Below are 18443 nucleotides of genomic sequence, written 5' to 3'. Positions count from 1 at the left end.
TCACCCCGCAGTGGATTCAGTGATCGCATCAAACAAGGCACTGCGTAAACTGAGCGCATTTTGCCAAAAGACATTGAGGTCGCTATTCACCACGGAGTCATCCGGCAGTGCAAAATTGAGTACAACAGTAGCGTTGTCTGCCGCTAACGAGAACGACGCAATGCCGACGACATCAGGGTGAGAATTAAGCGCCAACAGTTTGGAAGGCGATATGCCCCCTTCTGGCTGTTTGGCTGGTGACAAAGGGAACATGACCACCATGCGATTTTCATAATTGAAAATCGTGGCGTAATGCATACCATCTTCGCCAACCAAGTTGCATTGACCATTCAAAAGCTGCCATTGCCCGCCAGATAAATCGGATAGCCAGTTGTTTATGATTTCTTCTTTGTTCATTGCGAGGACCCCTTTTCGTATTGAATAATCAAAACGATAAGCGCAAGGGCATTCGCCATATATCACTTTTGGTCAGAAGTTTTTAGGGCGGCTTTTATCAGTTAGCGCTCGCCGCTTTCATTTGCATGCTAGTGAGAGAAAATTGATGCTGAATCTAGAAATAGCCAGCCACTGAAAACAAAAAAGCCCAGCATCGCTGAGCTTTCAAGTTTCAAAGATAGGCGTTATGAGAGTACCTGTTGGCGCTCGCTGAACTGCTTGGTAATCGCTTGTTTGAGCGCTTGCAACTGTCCGTCGATACTGGCATCAATGATGCCGACTTCCGTTTCCAAGATACATCCGCCATTTTTGAGTCGCGCATCGGCGATCACTTCAACATAACCGACTTCAGGGAAGTCACTGAGTATTGAAGAAACCTTTTCTCGAACCTCAGTCACTTGCTCTGGATGCACATGCAAGATCACTTGTTTTTGGTTGCTAACCAGTTGAAGCGCTTCTCTTACGACACTTGCAGTTGTATCCACATCATCAAAGCTGCTGATGATCTTTCTGACTGCATCCAGTACTACACCTGTCATTTTCTGTTCGACCTGCAAGTAGTATTCATTACATCTTGCTAGCGTCGCCATCATGGTTTCCGCGTTCTCGATCTTCGCTTGATCGATACCATCTTGATAACCACGTTGTCTTTCTAACTCATAGGCTTCGTCGGCTTTAGCAACAATGCTCTCGGCTTTGGAATGTGCTGCTTCAACCAAATGTTGCGAATCTAAGTAACTCACATAATCTTTTGCTTTGAGAATTTTTAGACCCGGAGCCAACTGTAAGTTGTCGGTTTTTATTTCAACAAATGAAACCATTGAGGAATTACCTGTTTTGCGATTTTCTTTATAAGTCGATAAGCAAGATCTCGATGCGTTTCATCCAACCAATCTGCATTGAGTGTGGTTTGAGTGAGTGAACGTTCGAGTTTGAACTGCCATCTTTGCACGAGCTCAGAGGGCGATTTTGCCAATAGGAATCTTATCCATAGATAGCCGAGCTCACGGGCAGTCTTTTCAAAGCTGGTTTCATCTAAAGTCGGCGGCAACGATTTTTGCCAACCGCTTGGCCAGTTTGAAATCATCATTGGTCCTTGCTGAATAAGAAAGCGGGTTTCATCGACACCAAAAACATGATTGAGACACTGTTTAGGCTGTTTCAATACGACTTGGCGCATCGATTCACAATACATTGCTCCGCCAATCATCATCAACAATCTGTTGGTCGCTTCGGCTGGCAACAGTGCCAAACTGTTAAATGGATGATTAAAGACATGGTCAGTAATCGACGATAGCTGCCACTCTTCAATACACCACTGATTGATCGTCGCTTGCTCCCTCCAGCCTTGGAGTCGTAACAACCAAGGCTGTTTTTCGCTTACCCAGCTCTCATCAATATAGCTGCAAGGACAATAGTTAAACTGATGCTGAATCTGAGAAACCGGCGTATCAGAATTAACCACGTTTTGCATTCCTGCGGCACCATGCAAACGTCGCCGCGTTAGAACCAATGACGAGTAGCACTAAGAATACGAGGATTGCAATCAAATGGCTTGCCGTGTCTTTGGTTACTTGAATCGACAAAATACTTTCAAATTGGTTGCCCTGAGCCGTCACTCGAACTTCTGAAGATGGCACCATAACCACGCTAATACGATCGTAATTCAGCCCTTCGATACTGTTGTTCACCAACAGCTTGATTTGAGGGACGTAAGAATCCAGAGCGACATCCGCTGCGTGTTTGATAAACACAGATGCCGATGCTGGCGTCGGACGCTCACCTGGACGAAGGTTTTGATCTTCAAGTACAACGTGAACGCGAGCCACTAGCACACCATCAATTTGTGACAAGGTTGAAGACAGCTCTTGCGATTTCGCGTAGATAAGTCTCGCTCTTTCAGCAAGCGGAGACGAGATCAGGTCGTCTTTCGGGAACACTTCTTTCAGTGTTGAAAATTGCTCTCTCGGATAACCTTTACGTTTCAGTGCATCAACCGCAAACGCAATCTGGGCGTTATCGACCATCAATTTAACGGTGTTGTCTTTATCCGGCTCTTTCGTTGCCACTACGCCCTCAGAAAGCAGAATAGACAGCATTTCATTGCCTTCTTTCTGGCTTACTCCAGTGTATAGCTCCGTCTGACAACCGACTAAAAATAAAACGAGTAACATGCACGCGGCACGCATTGTCTTCATCATGACTATTGGGCCTTCAACAGTGTTTCTACGTTCTGTGTCGTTTTACCTACCGTCTTAGCAATCAGCTCTTCTTGAAAGGTAATTCGAGTCAACGCCCACTGCATCTGCAAAAGTTGAGCGGGGTCGTCACCGACCATTTTCATGCTGTCGGTTAAACTGGTTTTTGCATTGTCGATGGTATTTTTCAGTTCGCTAATGTTTTCTAACAAGCCACCTTCTAAACCGTGGTTTCCCTCCGGCGCTAGCATCGCTTGCTCGAAACGCTCACTAAGCCCCTCTTCAGCTTGTGCGTCTTGCACTTGCTCGAGGTTGGTTTGCATTACTTCTGTGTACTGCGTATTGATCATATCCGTTCCTATGAGAGGTCTAGTTTGTGGCTGTAAGTCAACATGTTCTTGACCATGGCATTCTTTTGTATAACAAAGCTCAGCTCTTTTCGGACCATGTCCAACACTGGGGCTTGATCAGGGATGTCTTTCAACTCTGCCCAACTGTGCCAAAGCGCTTGTTCTTTTTGCGCGCCAAGCGGGAAATGCTCAGAAAGCAACGCTTTCAACTCTTGGCGGTCTTTAGGGGGTTCCGCTAATAAGCGCCCCGAAAAACTGCCCAACAACTCTTGCTCTAATGATGCCAACAATTCTGGTGACGCTTTATCGGTGCCCTTTGCACTTCTCTCCTGACTAAAGGCGTACCATAACGCTTCTTTCTTCTCGCTAGGCGAGGAAAACGCACCTTCAAGCGTACTGTTGAGCGTGGTAGCACTGAAATTTCCAGTACGTTTTAGCGTCTCGTACCATTCCTTTATCGCCGTTGTTTTGGCTTCGGCTTGTGTGACGCTGTCCGTGCTCTTTTGCGTCGACGATGTGCTCTTATCTGATGAGCTATCACTCATTAAACGGCTCATCTTGTTCGCATCATGTGCATCAACTCTAGAAGGTTGCTGCACATGACCGAGCGTGTAGTTGAATGCGTTGTTTTCAACCTTCATTAAAGGTTCCTGATGTCCTTAGAGAAACTCATGGCAAAGGCTTGGTTTTCTTCACTGCCTTTTGATGCCATATCTAGCCAAGACTCCGCTTTGCTTGATAGCCCAGCTTTTCCTGCTGCTAACGCTGCCAGACTGATTAAGTCTGGGTACGTCATACAAAGCGGTTCAAGTAGACGATGAGCGTCTTCGTACAAGCCACGATTCATCAAACTCATTGAACGAATCATAGCGACGACTTCTTCTGCACCACCTTGTGACTCAAGGCATTCCGCGATGGTATTTGCCTCTTCATGACGATGCAGACCGGTTGCCATCAACGCTGTTTCAGCCAGCAGCAAACGCATGTCTTTATCCATAACTTACACCTTCTGCAGAATCGACTGCATCACGTCTTTGATTGCACGAGTTGTGGTCGCGTTGATGTTGTAAACCACAGACCATTTGTTGATTGTGTGCTGCAGCTCTGCAAGCTTCGACGGATCGTCTGCGTTCGTTTCTAGGTTTTTGATTGCCGTGTTTACGTCTTCGTTCGCTTTTTGAGCTTGTGCTTCTAGTTTCGCCTTAACGTCGTCGAGATAAACACTTTTACTCGAATCATAAAATGACATAGGTATCGCCTCTTTTTATTTATTGTCTTTGAAAGTTTCAATTACAGTTAAGGCTGCTTGATACGCCTCGTGCTGTTTGAGTAGCAATTGATATTCTTGTGGTGAACAACCAAGATCGAGCTGACGCTTTACTGCTGACTGCGCTTGCTTGAACTTGAGGATGATCGCCTCTTTTTCTTGCTGTCCTGAATCGCCTTGTAATAACTGCTCAAGATTTGTCATTGGTATTTTCACCTTCGTACCCTAGATCAATAGTGATCACTCGCCCGCCTTTTACGAGTTCAATCCCTGCAGGAGTAACGCTAGAAATGCGATATCCTTGAGGAGTGCGGGCACCTACCATGTAACGAACATTGTCTGTGAGGATGACGTAAGGGACTCGACCAAAGTTCACGCTACGAAACGGAAAATCGATGTTGGTTCCTTTGCTTACCTTAGGAATGGACTTCAAAACCAAATAAGGTTTCTCGCCATACTGCTCACGGAAATCTCTCGTTACGCCATAAAATCGAGTGGTCTCAATGTCATCAAGCTCACCACGAACTTCGATGCGGTCACCGCTAGTCACAAGCTGAACTTTTTTCAAGAGCTCCGCTTTTTCTAACAGTTCTTTAAGCGTATCCATGTACGCACCCGCTCTTTGTAGCTCGACCTTCCAAGCAACAAGTCCAGGGACATCGCGTTCTAATATCTGCTCAACTTGGCTCCAACGACTTGCGTCATCGATATAGCCCGTTAGCAGCAGCGTGCCTGTCTCATCACCATTTTCGACTTTGACTTGGTGATAACCGAGGTTGCGCAAGATAAAGCGCACACCACGGCGTATCTCTTCCATCGTTCTCAGGTCACTTTTGTAGTTGATACCTAAGGCATCAATCCGACCCAGTAGTTGGAGTTTCTGTGTTCTGTCTTCGACGTAACCTTCAAGTACCGCCTGTCGAGCACTTGCGTTCCATTCAACACGAACATCGTCAAGTTTGAGCTCGCTAAGAATGTTGCGCACCAAGACAATCGGTTCTGCTGCGGTGATGGCGTCTTTGTCACTGGCATGAATTTGACTGTACCAAACGCCTGCAAATATCACGCTTGGAATCAAGCTACACATCAATCCAATGAGCAGTGTTCTCTTCCAACCTGACGATGGTTTATGGCTGACGGGGGCAGCTTGCTTGTCTGATGCATCGCTTGCCACATCGATAACCAAATCGTCTTCTAGATAACCGACTGCAAAGGTTAAACGACCCACAGAGACCAGCGCGTTTCGCGCCAGTTCAATGCCACCAGCATCCACGGTGACACTCTCATTGTTGATGGAGACCTCTTCACAATCGCGCAATAAAACTGTTTCGCCATCGCAAACCAAAACAAGGTGACTTGCTTTGATGCCAGAGTCGGTTAACACCAAATCTGCAGTAAAATCATCACTACCTAATACCAATGAATCATTGGGTAAGGTGACTTCCACTCCGGAATGGACACCGGAGAGAATACGAATTTTCCATTGCTGCATTGAGGCTACTGCTCCTCTAATGGTCGAACGCAATGATTCTCTGAGCCATTACACTCTTTAATTTGTACTCGCCATCCTTTTTGTCCCGTAGGAAGCTCGCATTCTGCTAGCAACGATGACTTTCCTTGTGACAACAAATCTTGCTGGTAACGCTCGGCTTGCACTTGAGTAGTACAGCTGTATAGAGCAAGCGCTGATTTAAGGTCTGCACTGTTGTTTGAAATGTTGTTTAACGTGCCAATCTTTGGTCTTAAATCATATTCATTGCCGATGAGAACGTTGTCGCCAATACCATCCACAACGATTCTTGGCTCGATAATGAACATACGTACCGTTCTTCTTGTGGTGTTTTCCGTACTTCTAAACAAAGCACCAAGGTATGGAATATCTCCTAGCAAAGGGACTTTTCGCAGCTTGTTGCTGATTTCGTCACGGTATACACCACCGATGAGCAGGCTTTGTCCCTGTTTCACTGTCGCCAGTGTGCTGATTTCTGTCTTGCGAATTGAAGGCACACCGTCGATGTCACCATCAGAAATTTGCGCACCATCTTCTAAGTGCAGACTCAGGTTGATTTCTGGTCTTTCCACAAATCGATCGCCGACGATACGAGGCACGATTTTCAATAACGTACCGTACGTCACTTGCTCTAATGCTGCCGTCTCTTTACCGATCAACTTGACGTAAAAGGTGCTGCTGTTATTGAGTACGGCTTCCACGTTTTCTTGTGTTAGCAAGGTTGGTCTTGAAACTACCTGCGCGCTGCCTCTAGATTCAAGCAAACGGATTTGAGCCAATAGGTAATTCAAGTTCGTTGCGTCAAGCAAAGACTTAAAGGTTTGTCCGCTGCCAAGCTCGACATCGCCATCACCGACGTCACCCGTTGTTTTGAGATCCAGAATGCTGTTGTTACCAACCGCAACACCAGCTCGCCAGTCAACACCAAGCTGACTCAAATCGTTCGCGCTGATATCAACAATTGAAAGCGCCACTTCGATTCTTGACTGCGGCTGATCCAACTGAGCAATCAACTTGCGATACAGCGGCAATCGAGCTTGGGTATCGCGCACAATGATCGCATTTAACCCTGGTTCAGCTTCTACCGATGCGCCGCTATGGACAGAAGCTTTTTTAGTCACTGTTGCAGACTTACTCGCTCCTGCTTCGTCGCTCTCATTCGCCACCTTAACTTGAGTTTGAACACCAGATAGAACTCGGCTCAATACCGAAGCAATACCTGGCACCGTCACCCCTTGGTCACGATAAGTGATCTCTCTATCCGTCGCAGAGGCGTACTTCAACGGAATAATGTCAACAAACAATTCATCCGTAGAGTTGGATTTTTGTACCAGTCGGCTTTCCAGCGCTTCTGCCGTTTGCACAACCAGATCGACGTACCTCGGAGGACCAGCCAAGTAAACCAGACCTTTATTTTCTGCTGCGCGCCAACCGTAACGAGAATCCCAGATCCCTGTTGAAATCAGCGTGCTACGCAGTTCACGAGCCGTTAGCAGTTCTAGCTGTAGCAATCGCGAACGAGTTTCCGTCGCTTTGTATACATGAAGTACCGCGCCATCGAAGTACCACATCAAGTTGTAAACTTGCGCCAGATAATCGAGAAACTCGGCTGGGTCTTCTGGTGTAAATCGACCACTGACACGGTCATTTACTTTGTCGCTCACCGATACAGAAACGCGGTAGTTTGCGCCAAAGTTGTTCAGTAATTCTTTTAGCGAATCATTGTCCGCGTAGTAACGAAACGGTTGATCAGACCAATTAAGCTCAGAAGCATGAGAAGGAAGTGCCATCATCAAGCTTGAAGCACACACCGCTGATAACACGAGTCTGCGCATTTGTGTCTTTAAAACTGCAAGCATTATGGAATCCAAACACTGTGGCTAACGGTATGATTAACACGCTGGTGCTCGAGCAAATCGCTGAACTGCTCCACCAGATTCACGTGTTGAGAAAGTTGCGTACAAAGCGCTTCTGTCGTTGCGCTTTCCATATTCATTTTGCCTTGCACAATCAACTGCGCTTTGTCGTTCACCGTTAACGTGCTGCGCGTATCTCGCAACGTTTTCAAAGAGAGCTGCATACAGTGCTTTAGCGCCTGTTCTTTCTGATAATCAAGGTGCTGTTCAAACTGAAATGGGAGAACGGTTTCCCACAAGACCCATGATGATTGCTGCCGAATGTTAAGCAGCATCTGGTCGACTTCGATGTCATAGGAACCATTATTTGAGGCAATAAAATCCCCAACCCCTAGCGTTGCCGCTAGAGATTTCATCATTTGATCTAACATATTTAGCCCTATTTAAATCTGGCTGAGATGGTTACAAGCTTGACCGCACTGGTTGCTCTGAATGTCAAAGTAGTAATGATCCACGCTGCCAACAGTTTGCATGTCTTGAAACCATTGCCAAATTTTCGCGACGGCATTTAGGTCGCTGTATACAAGATCACACGCATCCCAAACATCGTTTAGCTCAGGCGCTTGTACTCGCGCTTCGCCACACCATATTTTCCATTCAGAGATAAACTTATCCGACGTTCTGCTGTACTCAGATAAGCCCTTGAGTTTTTCTAGAGTTGGTTTCCACTCTTCAACCAATGCTCGATGAGATTCAACCACTTGGTTTTGCTGCTCATTGAGAACACTTAGCTGCTCATGCAATTCACTCTGCTGGCTCTTAATCAGTTCCAGTTGTTGCTCTGCAAAAATCGCACTGCTCTCTTCTCCAGACAATCTCAACCAATACTCTTTCTGAATACTCAGTTGATTGATTAACTGTTCAAGCTTGATGGAATCATGCAACACCGTCTGATCCGTCTGCTGATTAACCCACTCATTTAGAGTCAAGTACATCGAAAGGATCAGCGTTTTAGGTGACGCTAGATTGAAGCGGTAACCTAATCGGTGATTAATGTAATCCAGTCTTTGTTCAAACGTGCTCAACGCACGATTGTCACTGAGTTGCCCACCCACCTCTAAAAAGAGGCGCATAGCAAATCGATCTAGAGACGTACCAAGCTTTTGATATGTCTTAATCAGCTGACTAGCACATAAACAATCGACGACATTGCGATCAAGCAAGCGCTGGAGTAAAGACAATTGGTCGTAACTCAGAACGCCTTCACTGAGTAGCTGTCGGTGATTGACATTAACAACATTGGGCTCTTGCGATGATTGGGATAAACCTTCGTATCGTGCGCCTCGCTGTAATACAGTGACCTTCCTTTGCGTCACAATGTTGTTAGGAAAAAGCGAACGGCGTCGCCAATGCTGCTTTTTCATTTGTGTTCTTCTCCGCATCTACTTCGAACAATCCAGAAGGAAGTAGAGGTAATAGTTTTGTTCGTTGTTACGCTGAGCATAATAGAGTTTACGTCAGTTAATGCCTTTCAAAATTAGTCAGAAAATTTTAGTCGTCAGACATTTCACTTAGCAATTGCTACTTGTTCATCTCCAGAACGAACCTTACTTGGTGTCGTTCCGAAGCGGCGGCGATAACTTTGTGTAAAGTAAGATTGGCTTGAGAACCCCGCTTCCATCGCAACGTCGACGATGCTCATTTTGCTTGTGAGCAATAGCTTGTGAGCATGCAATAAACGACGTTCACTGATCCACGCTCTAGGAGAAATACCATAATATTCATTAAAGAGCTCTTTAAACGTAGTCAAACTCGCACCAAATTCTTGGGCGTAGTCGGTCAGTTTCCACTCTTTAAGGTAATGAAGCTCCATAAAGCGCCGCAGTCGATCTGAGGTTCGGTTTGTCAGTTGTGATAACAACGCGTAGAGGTGTTCACCTTGGTCCCCATGCAACAATAAGATGAGCATTTCCTCATACTTTAAGCGCATAATAGCATCAGGAAAAGACTGCTCTTCTAGCGTCTTCATCCCTGATAGTGTCTGTTCTATCAATAAGTTGAGAGTAAAAGGGAATAATCCAGACTGAACATTCTCAACCTTTGGCAACGACATCAAAAGATCACTATGCTTTTGCAATAGTTGACTCACCAGTTCGTTGTCAAACTCGATAACAGAAGCCGTATATTGACCATCTATCGGTGTGTATTCTAGTAAGTAATCCCCTTGAGAGAGATAAATTCCACAACCAGCAACAACGTCTAGCGTGCAATCCCCTGTTTGGACTCTCAGTTGACCATTGTGAACGACAACAATGTGAGATTGACTAGAATGAAATACTTCATCGTGTTTTTCATAGCAGCAAGCACTATGGATTTTTCGCAAGCGCGAGTCGACCCTTTCTGTGTTTAGTTGGCCTAACACATCCATTTTCTACCCTTCATAATTTTAATTTCTCTAATCCCCATCAGAGAAACTGTCAAAGTCCCGCAGTGCGAAGACAAACGCAGGACAATTTCAATTAAAGAAGCAAAGAAAAGAGCATAGAAGCGCATAACACTCCCATACCCCCCGAATAATAACGAATAGCTCAAGCGCTACCTTTGGTAGCAAAATAATCTTGGCAAAGAAACCTTCCCGATATTGTTATGTATTGTTTTCGGGAATTAATAAGCTTTTGCTAAAGTTCAACTTATAACTAGTGATACTAAAGCAGCAAAAACTCTTTTTATATTAGAATAAATGAAAGTACTAATGTTAAAGTCCACTTCATTTATATTGATATTTCTAACAACTTTGAGCTGTTTATTTTTAAACCATTCTACCTAGCCAACGTATCCAAGGTGGTGGATATAACCATAAAAATTATGATGGGCGCAACCGATATTCATATAAAGACAAACTGACCCGATGACCTAAGTTGATTGATTAATAGAGACCTAGGTCTGGAGATATTACTTTCAATTGTCTTAATTTTTTTAAATAATAAAGACAAATGAAAACGATTACTTTTTTTAGTAATTCTTATAAGCTTCTAGCTTTAAGTCCTTATGTACACTGCCTTGCGTAAAAATATACTGCTCTTCTTTTTTTGCGATAATTTCACCTTGAGAACGCAATATAGCGCGCACTTTCATTTCGCCATTTCCAGCTTGTATTGGAGCAATAACAACCGAGTACTGAACAGGTAACTGAACCCCTTGATAGTCTTGCTGTACAACTGTAAAGCATTGATTATCTGAAACCTGACATACTTCGACGTTTACAGAAGTACTCACTGGAGCGACGTAATCATCAAACGTTATCCAACCAAATAGCGTTCCTTGAATATGATTAGAAAACCCATCTGATACCGTATTTGTGGTAGCACAAGCGCTGAGAAGCAATGCACTTAGTATCGGAATATACGTATTACATTTCATTATGGATTCTATTTGACTGAATATGTTTTAAATAAAAATGAGCAGGCGCAATTTTGGTACACAAATATATAAAAGATCAACTATTATTTTATACACCATTCGGACAATATAGATTCTCAAAAGTAAGACTCATTATTATTTGATAAGGAATTTTTATTGCCTTTATTTTATAGTTGATACTGCTTCCAAATAAATGCTCAAACTTTCTGCAAAGGTAAGTGGTACAACACTTGAGACATAAGCAACATAGTTGATAAGTTTTTATTATCCGCATAGAAAAAACGCTTATATAAAAAATTCCAACCAATATTGATAAACATCAGTTTTAACTTTCCATAATTTCGATGATAAAATTCTAAAAAGGACTGCTTCTATGTCAGCGCGCCAAATCGTAGATGAGGTTTTGCTTAAGTTTGCTCATCAAATAGGTTTGCCTGAATTACATTTGACTGAAGACGAACTGGGTTTAGCTTTTGACGATAACTTAAGAGTGCATTTCATTTTCCACCCAGATACAGAAACGCTTCAACTAGAAGCAGAGATTGTCGACCTACAAATTGTTAATTCTGATCTTTATCGTTCTTTTTTGGCATTCAACTATCATTGGTCTGAGCATCAACTGTTTTTTAGCCTAGATAATCACAGGCACAAGCTTTGTTTAAACAGGTTGCTTCAGACCGAGCAGCTCGACTATGAGCTGTTTGAGAGTGCACTTGCTGAACTGCTCACACAGAGCGAATCTTGGGAGTCATTGTTGTCTGCCCATATCGCAATGGAAGTTTCACCATCTATGCTTCAGAGCTCGGACTTAAGAGTTTAGGTACCCTATGTCCAATGACATCCAACCAACACCAAAGAACTTGTCTATCGACCGGTTAGAACATACCGAGCAAACAGCCTCTGTAAAGCAAGGCTCGTTTCTAGGTCGAACCGTTGTGCAGATAAGCCCTAAAGAGCGAGAGGTGAACCGAGCTAACTCCAAGCTAGAGTTAAGTGAGTCTCTGTCGATGCTTGCCAACGTCGATATTTGCAACTCAATCTTAAGCTTCGAGAAAGATTCCAATGCGGTACAAGCTTTGTTAAATAGAAAGGTTCAAGTGCTCAGTCAACCTCAATAAGACCGACTTTAAACAAGCACTCGCTTCGCCAAAAACGAAAAGCCCCGAACTCTCGGGGCTTTTGTTGTTTCTAAACTGCAGATACAAAAAAAGACGCCCTAGGACGTCTTTCTTCAAGAATGTGGCGGTGAGTGAGGAAGTCGAATTCTAAGTCTATCTATCTGAAATTTAACAACTTATGGCAAGTCGACTTTCGGGAATATACACCCTGTCATACATGTTATTTTTGTGACAACCATCAAAAAAATATTCTGAGATTAGGTCAGGTAGATACTAAAGTCGTCACAGGCATTTAGTAACCCTGTAACAAGAGTGTTCTCTAGAACTAATCTATATTACCCATTTGAACCATAAACACTTCATCAATATAAACGGAACTGCTTTTTCCGCCCGATATCCCAACTGGGAGGGGATATTAAAAACTGTTGGATCAAGAGCTAAAAAAGCGTAGCACCCTCAATTTTTGAACTAGTAAAAGGCTCCTAGGAGCCTTTTGTTTACCCAGCTTTTTGGAGAGTTTCAAGATTAGCTTGTCCAGCCAATAACGTACTTACCATTTGTTCTGCCACAGGGTGGATTACCTTCATACAGACTGAGTTGCCAAATTGTTTGTAGATTTGTCCCTGTGATACAGCATCGACATTAAATTCTCGAGGGAAGCCCTGTAAGTTCGCACACTCTCTTGGAGTAAGCTTACGAGGGTTCTTACTCAAATGACTTTGGTCAATCAGAATCTCAGAGCCATCTTTATAGTAACGAGCACTGATGGTATTCGTGTATTTACTCTCTGCGTTAAAAAGACTGTAACCGAAGCCATTGCCTTTGGTTTTGTGCTCTGCTTTTCGTTTTTGATGCCCTTCCCAGAGTTTATCTGAAATAGTGAATCGGTCTTTCCCATACTTTTCTTTATCAAGATCGAGTTCTTGTTGAGTTTGGAGGATATCCCCTACTCTGGTCGGCGTTTTTGGCGCCTCAGGCCAGCTGAATAATTTGTCAAAATCGACACTAGGGAATTCGTCTTTATTAAACCCGATAATAAAAATACGTTCACGGTTTTGAGGGGCACCAAAGTCAGCAGCTCTCAGTACCTTAACATCTACCCAGTAGTTCAGCTTGTCTGCAAGTGCGTGGCGAGTTTCCTCACTGAGTGGGATATCTTCTGGGATTTCCTGATCGTGCTTACCTTGTAAAATGTCTAGGATCGTTTTTAGAGTGCGTCCCTTATCATGGCCACGTAGCTGTTTTACATTTTCTAGCAGGAATGCTTTTGGGCGCTTTGCTGCAAGGATACGCTGAATTTCGAAGAACATGGTTCCACGAGTATCGCTGAATCCTTTTTTAAGACCAGCCTGGGAGAAAGCTTGGCAAGGGAATCCCCCAAGCAAAATGTCGTGTTTAGGGATATCTTTAGCTGAAATCTGGGTAATGTCGCCTTTTGGCATTTCACCGTAGTTTTCAAGATAGGTTTTTTGGGCGAACTTATCCCACTCAGACGTGAACACACAGTGTCCTCCGAGCTGCTGAAATGGGTAACGGATACCGCCAATGCCGGCAAACAAATCAATGAAAGTAAACAGGGACTGTTCGATAGGTTGCTGTTTTAATGGAGCGTTATCACGGTAGCGCTTCATCTCGCCTTTCAGTTCGATAATGCGGCTCCATTTTAAAGGAGAAGGTATATGTTCGCCGTTTTCCCAACCGCGAACCGTGCGCTCTCCATCCTTACCTAAACCTAACAAATTTGCGAACTCACGCTGGCCCAAGCCGTGATCATCTCTTAACTGTTTGATATGATGAGAGGTATTTTGTTTTTCTGCCATAGTGTTTATAAAGTATCCGGTTTTTTGCCTGGTAGTATTCCAGCACTGTATATATGAACATTAAAAATTGCAATAGGTATCCGGTTTTTTACCCTGTAAAAAGAGAGTTGTGATGACATATCTGATTAATAACGGTGTCGTCGAGTATGACAATGTGCCAGTTTCATCGGAAGAGCTGTACAAACAAGGTAGATTAACTGCCAGCCTTGATGATGAAGAAGTCTTTTTGATTGTGTCTAAACGTCCTGCAGAGATTCGGTTTCACTTTCATATTGATCCCAGCCCGCACTTTTCTGTCAGTTTTAAAGGTGAATTGTTAAATTCTGGGCAAATCAATGCCTTGAAGTCCCTAGGATACTTTATTGTCAATAATAAGCGGGTTCATTTTGTAAATCCGGTAATAAAGGATTATATAGACACGGCATTTAGTGAACTACACTTGCCTTTTCTGATTAAGTTACTCAGAACGCTGTCTCAGGAAGGGTTGTGTGAACAGTTACCTTCGAATTTTTTAGAGACCTTACGGGCAAAGAGCCAGCGTACAGCTCATCACGATAAGCTCTTCATCCAAGAGTTGTATCCTTATCAAAAGCAAGGAGTCGATTGGTTGAGTTTTTGTGTGGACAACGGAGTTGGTACCATCCTTGCTGATGATATGGGGTTGGGTAAAACGGCACAAATCATCGCATTATGCTGTGACACGCTGGAAAAGAGCCCCAAAGCCAAGATTCTTATAGTCGTCCCCAACCCACTGTTGGATAACTGGAAACGTGAGTTCGCATTTTTTGCACCAAGTATTGAGCCGTATATACACTATGGAAACGCACGGCGGGGTGTCAGTTCCGCTTTGTCGGAGCACGGCGTAGTTGTTACTCCTTATACAACGATGGCTTCTGACATCGCCATGTTAGAGGAACTCTATTTTGACCTTGTTGTCTTCGATGAAGCAAGCATGCTGAAAAACCCAATATCAGGTCGTTCGATAGCGGCCAGGCGCTTAGATACTGGTGTTTGTGTGGCTATGTCTGGTACGCCTGTAGAGAATAGCCTGCTGGACGCCTGGGCTTTAAGTGATTTGGTCTTTCCAAGATATCTGGGATCTCAGGAAGACTTTAAATCTCGCTATGTGCACCGCGACCTTTCCGAAACTCTCAATAGTAATTTAGATGAATTAGAGGCTTCTCTGCGTCAGATTACCCTCAGGCGCATGAAGAAAGATGTGCTTGAGCAACTACCAGAAAAGCTGGATATACACCTTCCGGTATCCCAAACTCAGAGCGAAAAATCGGCATACAGCAATATCATTGAAGAAATGCAAAATGATGCGGATGGCTCTGGGATTCTGCCACTGATCAATAAACTTCAGCAATTTACTGCCCACCCGGCTTTAATAAATTCCAAGGCTCCGACAGATGTCCGCTCGCTGGCTGCTCAGAGCGCAAAGTTTGAACTTATGTTACTTAAGTTGGATGCCATCGCCCTGTCGGGTGAAAAGGTCATTATCTTTGCGACGTTTCAGAAGGCGATTGACCTGGTCAAAAGTGCGATTAAAGAAAAATACGGGATTGTTGCCGGTGTGATTGATGGTAGGACACCAAATGAGGAGCGCCAGCCCCTTATTGATGAATTCTCATCTTCGGCAGGCTTTGATGTGCTGATTCTTCACCCGAAAACAGCCGGTATGGGGCTCAACATCACTGCGGCGACACACGTCATTCATTACTGCAGGCAATGGAATCCAGCTCTTGAAGAGCAAGCTACCGCTAGGGCCTGGAGGAATGGTCAGAAATCTGTAGTCAGTGTTTACTACATGTATTACGCCGACACAATCGAAGAAACTATCGATGAACGCATTCGATTAAAACAACAGCTCAGTGACCAGGTTGTCTCGGTTGCTGATAATAAAGATACAGACAAGCAAATCATGCTTGCATACTTGGAAACGTTAGGTTTATGAGTCAACAAACAGAAATACAAGAAGATGACTTTCGTCCTTCTGCGGCGCGCTTAGTCGAAAGCTTACGCGATACCGGATACAGCAGAGAAGCCGCATTTGCCGATATCATTGACAATTCGATAGCCGCGAATGCTACGAAAATCTCAATTGAACTTCAGTACATGTTCGGCGAGTTCAGGGTCATCATGACAGACAACGGTGATGGTATGTCTGAAGATGAGCTGAGAAACGCAATGCGCTATGGTTCAGAGAAGCGGGCGAACCCGAAATCTCTGGGTAAGTTTGGTATGGGGCTGAAAACTGCTTCGACGGCCTTCTGTCGTCGTTTGGTTGTGTTAACTCAGAAGGCAGGTATTCAATCTGGCCGCGCCTGGGATATTGACCGTATTATCAAAACAGATCGCTGGGAGTTAGAAACACCTGATACGGATGATTACTATGATGACTATGAAGAGCTAAGCGATTTTGCCGCTGATGGCGGCACCATGATCATATGGGAAAGCACGGACCGGTTGATTAAACAGGGCAGTGATCGCCAAGTTCGGGAGCAGATCAAAAACTTAGGCAAAGAACTCAAAGCGGAATTGAGTGCGGTTTTCTTCAAATACCTTGCATCCGGAGAAGTTTCCATTTCTCTTAAAATCGGTGATGCTCCGGCAGAAGAATTGAAAGGATGGGATCCACTTTGTGCAAATTTGGTTACAGTCGATGGTGTTCGTTCCCGGGTTTTAAAAGAAAAAACAGTCCCGGTAGAATTTGCGGGTAAATCAGCCTCATTCTCGGTCAGGGGCAGTGTAATTCCTTCGCAGAATGATTTGAACTCTGAGGAACGAGAATTTGTCCGCTACAGCCTAGATAACCAGGGTTTCTATATCTATCGGGAAGGTCGTCTGATCTGGCACGATGGCTGGCCACACCGTATGTACAAAAAGGAAAGCAAAATTACTCGTCTCAGAGTTGAGCTGCACTTTGACCATGAACTGGATGATGTATTCAGTATCGATTTCCGCAAGAGTCGGGTCATCATTCCAGTAGAAATACGCGAGGAGCTTAAACGTCTGGTTGCGCCATGGAGGCAGGAGCTGCTAAAAGGGCAAGATCGTTTGGTTTCAGCGAATACTAAGAGAGCTCATGGTCCTGCTGATAAAGCGATTGATAAACATAAAAAGTATACAAAAAACTCTGAAATCAACGTCGATGGCGACAAGGTTACCATTCGTAACCAGAATCAGCCTAAACCTACCGTGATCGAGGGCATTAGAGTCTATGAAGACAAAACGGTCAGAGTTCACGAAGAAGATTCGTTACTTGGTGATGATTTGTGGGAGCCTTCCTGTGATGAGGAGGGCAATACGTGTGTCACTCTAGGAAAATCACATCCGTATTTCCACAAAATGTATAACGTTTGCAAAGATAACGTTGAGGCTATGAAGGCGCTTGATATGCTGCTGTGGAGTCTCGCCAATGCAGAGCATGGTGAGTATTCTGAAGCGAATCGACACACCTTGAAAGGATACAGGCAGAAAGTCAGTCAAACGCTTCGTTACCTGAGTATTGAGTTGCCAGACGCGGAGGAAGACGAATGAACTATCAATACGATTTAGCCGATTTTAAACGTTACCTTAATGACAAGAACCCAAAATACCGCGTTGATGGTCTGATTTTCTGGCAGAACAGAATCCCTCTGCCTATTGATTTATTTAACCGGATTTTTAATGAGTCGGACCAAATTGTATCTGACTACGTTTATCAGGTTGCTGCCAGCGCAATAACTTTCAGTTACAGAGATTCCTTTGAAGAGACGCTGGGCGTCAAAGTGAGCGATTTACCGAAAGGAGACCTCAAAAAACAAATCGTGGGGCTGAAAGAGTGGCTGAATGAAAAACTGCCAGAAAACTCACCAGTTGTTCGCATGGCTTATGAAGTTGCTGATACTCTAGGCTTGGATAGTTTCGCTTTCTCCACTGATAAGGTTGCTGAGGCATTACAGCATCAGGGGAAGAAATACGCGCGCCTCTTTATGCCAGCTGAGGTCAAAGAGCATCTTAGTCTGATTGCGGATTGTGAAGGTGTAGGAACAGACAACACTGATATGTTCGGCAATATCATTGCTGATCGCTATAACATCTATCGCTCAGGTTTTAGTGATGCGCTTGCGATAATATTTAGTGCCCTACTTGAATTCAGAATTTTGTGTTCGGGTAGAGGTGAGCATCTGCAGAGGCTCCGTGTTATGGCCCCATTGGTCGAAGATATAGATATTCGATTGGGTAAAACTCGGGATGGCTCACTATGGGAGCCTGGCTATGAAGATGATCATTACATCACCTTGAATAGCGAACATCCGTTGGTTCGTGACCTTTCTGAAAACCAATCAAAACCCCTAGCAGAACTCTTGTTCTATATGGGTGAATTTGAAAACGGCCAGTTTTCTGACGAAAGCAAAAAACTGGTTGAGAACCTGCGTCAGACCGTTTCTCGTAGTTTGTGGATTAAGAACGATAAATAATAA

21 protein-coding genes are annotated in these 18443 nt (G+C 44.1%); 5 read left to right on the top strand and 16 right to left on the bottom strand.

The genetic code is table 11. From position 1 onward, the window contains the following. The 15 genes from NL647_RS11965 to NL647_RS11895 form a co-directional block, all read right to left on the bottom strand. Positions 1-396 carry a hypothetical protein gene (locus NL647_RS11965; RefSeq protein ID WP_029789050.1) on the bottom strand — a complete coding sequence of 132 codons (396 nt, stop codon included), beginning with the start codon at positions 394-396 and terminating at the stop codon, positions 1-3. Between the two features lie 224 nt (positions 397-620). Next, on the bottom strand, positions 621-1256 hold the full coding sequence (locus NL647_RS11960) for an HrpE/YscL family type III secretion apparatus protein (protein WP_017819085.1): 636 nt from the start codon (positions 1254-1256) through the stop codon (positions 621-623). Further along, complete coding sequence (vscK, locus tag NL647_RS11955) at positions 1235-1900, bottom strand: SctK family type III secretion system sorting platform protein VscK (RefSeq protein WP_253650189.1); 666 nt, start codon at positions 1898-1900, stop codon at positions 1235-1237. The genes NL647_RS11960 and vscK overlap by 22 nt, the downstream gene beginning before the upstream one ends. Then, complete coding sequence (gene sctJ, locus NL647_RS11950; RefSeq protein WP_005441767.1) at positions 1893-2636, bottom strand: type III secretion system inner membrane ring lipoprotein SctJ; 744 nt, start codon at positions 2634-2636, stop codon at positions 1893-1895. Before sctJ ends, vscK begins: the two co-directional genes overlap by 8 nt. A gap of 2 nt (positions 2637-2638) precedes the next feature. Continuing rightward, positions 2639-2983, bottom strand: a complete 345-nt coding sequence (sctI, locus tag NL647_RS11945) for a type III secretion system inner rod subunit SctI (RefSeq protein WP_005450269.1) — start codon at positions 2981-2983, stop codon at positions 2639-2641. 8 nt (positions 2984-2991) lie between these two features. Continuing rightward, a complete protein-coding gene (locus tag NL647_RS11940) occupies positions 2992-3624 on the bottom strand; it encodes a YopR family T3SS polymerization control protein (RefSeq protein WP_009698264.1) in 633 nt (210 codons plus the stop codon). Then, positions 3624-3980: a YscG family type III secretion system chaperone gene (locus NL647_RS11935; RefSeq protein ID WP_005441753.1), complete on the bottom strand. Its 357-nt coding sequence runs from the start codon at positions 3978-3980 to the stop codon at positions 3624-3626. The genes NL647_RS11940 and NL647_RS11935 overlap by 1 nt, the downstream gene beginning before the upstream one ends. Positions 3981-3983: 3 nt before the next feature. Next, positions 3984-4232: a type III secretion system needle filament subunit SctF gene (gene sctF / locus NL647_RS11930; protein ID WP_009698265.1), complete on the bottom strand. Its 249-nt coding sequence runs from the start codon at positions 4230-4232 to the stop codon at positions 3984-3986. A 15-nt stretch (positions 4233-4247) separates the two neighbouring features. Then, entirely contained in the window at positions 4248-4454 is a 207-nt protein-coding gene (locus NL647_RS11925; protein WP_005450274.1) for an EscE/YscE/SsaE family type III secretion system needle protein co-chaperone, read from the bottom strand. Beyond that, on the bottom strand, positions 4441-5742 hold the full coding sequence (sctD, locus tag NL647_RS11920; protein ID WP_005450275.1) for a type III secretion system inner membrane ring subunit SctD: 1302 nt from the start codon (positions 5740-5742) through the stop codon (positions 4441-4443). The genes NL647_RS11925 and sctD overlap by 14 nt, the downstream gene beginning before the upstream one ends. A 5-nt stretch (positions 5743-5747) precedes the next feature. Beyond that, on the bottom strand, positions 5748-7619 hold the full coding sequence (sctC, locus tag NL647_RS11915) for a type III secretion system outer membrane ring subunit SctC (protein WP_005450276.1): 1872 nt from the start codon (positions 7617-7619) through the stop codon (positions 5748-5750). Next, entirely contained in the window at positions 7619-8047 is a 429-nt protein-coding gene (locus NL647_RS11910) for a YscB family type III secretion system chaperone (protein WP_017188269.1), read from the bottom strand. Before NL647_RS11910 ends, sctC begins: the two co-directional genes overlap by 1 nt. Positions 8048-8059: 12 nt before the next feature. Next, on the bottom strand, positions 8060-9040 hold the full coding sequence (locus NL647_RS11905) for a T3SS regulon anti-activator ExsD domain-containing protein (protein ID WP_301339188.1): 981 nt from the start codon (positions 9038-9040) through the stop codon (positions 8060-8062). A 143-nt stretch (positions 9041-9183) separates the two neighbouring features. Beyond that, positions 9184-10044, bottom strand: coding sequence for a helix-turn-helix transcriptional regulator (locus NL647_RS11900; RefSeq protein WP_005450279.1), 861 nt, complete (start codon positions 10042-10044; stop codon positions 9184-9186). Positions 10045-10628: 584 nt separating this feature from the next. Then, positions 10629-11036, bottom strand: coding sequence for a YscW family type III secretion system pilotin (locus NL647_RS11895; RefSeq protein ID WP_005450280.1), 408 nt, complete (start codon positions 11034-11036; stop codon positions 10629-10631). A 373-nt stretch (positions 11037-11409) separates the two neighbouring features. On the opposite strand from NL647_RS11895, the gene NL647_RS11890 reads away from it, so the two are divergent. Next, positions 11410-11856, top strand: a complete 447-nt coding sequence (locus NL647_RS11890) for a type III secretion system chaperone (RefSeq protein ID WP_005450282.1) — start codon at positions 11410-11412, stop codon at positions 11854-11856. Positions 11857-11863: 7 nt separating this feature from the next. Further along, the gene (exsE2, locus tag NL647_RS11885) at positions 11864-12154 is read left to right on the top strand and encodes a T3SS regulon translocated regulator ExsE2 (RefSeq protein WP_005450284.1); all 291 of its coding nucleotides are present in this window, start codon (positions 11864-11866) and stop codon (positions 12152-12154) included. A 497-nt stretch (positions 12155-12651) separates the two neighbouring features. Here the strand turns inward: exsE2 and dcm are convergent, their stop codons facing one another. Beyond that, on the bottom strand, positions 12652-13974 hold the full coding sequence (gene dcm / locus NL647_RS11880; RefSeq protein WP_253650187.1) for a DNA (cytosine-5-)-methyltransferase: 1323 nt from the start codon (positions 13972-13974) through the stop codon (positions 12652-12654). Positions 13975-14086: 112 nt separating this feature from the next. Between dcm and NL647_RS11875 the strand changes: the two genes are divergently transcribed. The 3 genes from NL647_RS11875 to NL647_RS11865 are packed head-to-tail and all read left to right on the top strand — an operon-like array spanning position 14087 to position 18440. Next, positions 14087-15931: a DEAD/DEAH box helicase gene (locus tag NL647_RS11875; RefSeq protein ID WP_253650186.1), complete on the top strand. Its 1845-nt coding sequence runs from the start codon at positions 14087-14089 to the stop codon at positions 15929-15931. Continuing rightward, positions 15928-17517, top strand: coding sequence for an ATP-binding protein (locus NL647_RS11870; protein WP_253650185.1), 1590 nt, complete (start codon positions 15928-15930; stop codon positions 17515-17517). Before NL647_RS11875 ends, NL647_RS11870 begins: the two co-directional genes overlap by 4 nt. Next, positions 17514-18440, top strand: coding sequence for a hypothetical protein (locus tag NL647_RS11865; protein WP_253650184.1), 927 nt, complete (start codon positions 17514-17516; stop codon positions 18438-18440). Before NL647_RS11870 ends, NL647_RS11865 begins: the two co-directional genes overlap by 4 nt. The last annotated feature ends 3 nt before the right edge of the window (positions 18441-18443 follow it).

Source organism: Vibrio sp. Y29_XK_CS5 (genome assembly GCF_024181835.1).
Lineage (GTDB): Bacteria > Pseudomonadota > Gammaproteobacteria > Enterobacterales > Vibrionaceae > Vibrio > Vibrio harveyi.
The sequence above is the reverse complement of the archived record's forward strand: the minus strand, read 5'-3'. Positions and strand labels throughout refer to the sequence as shown.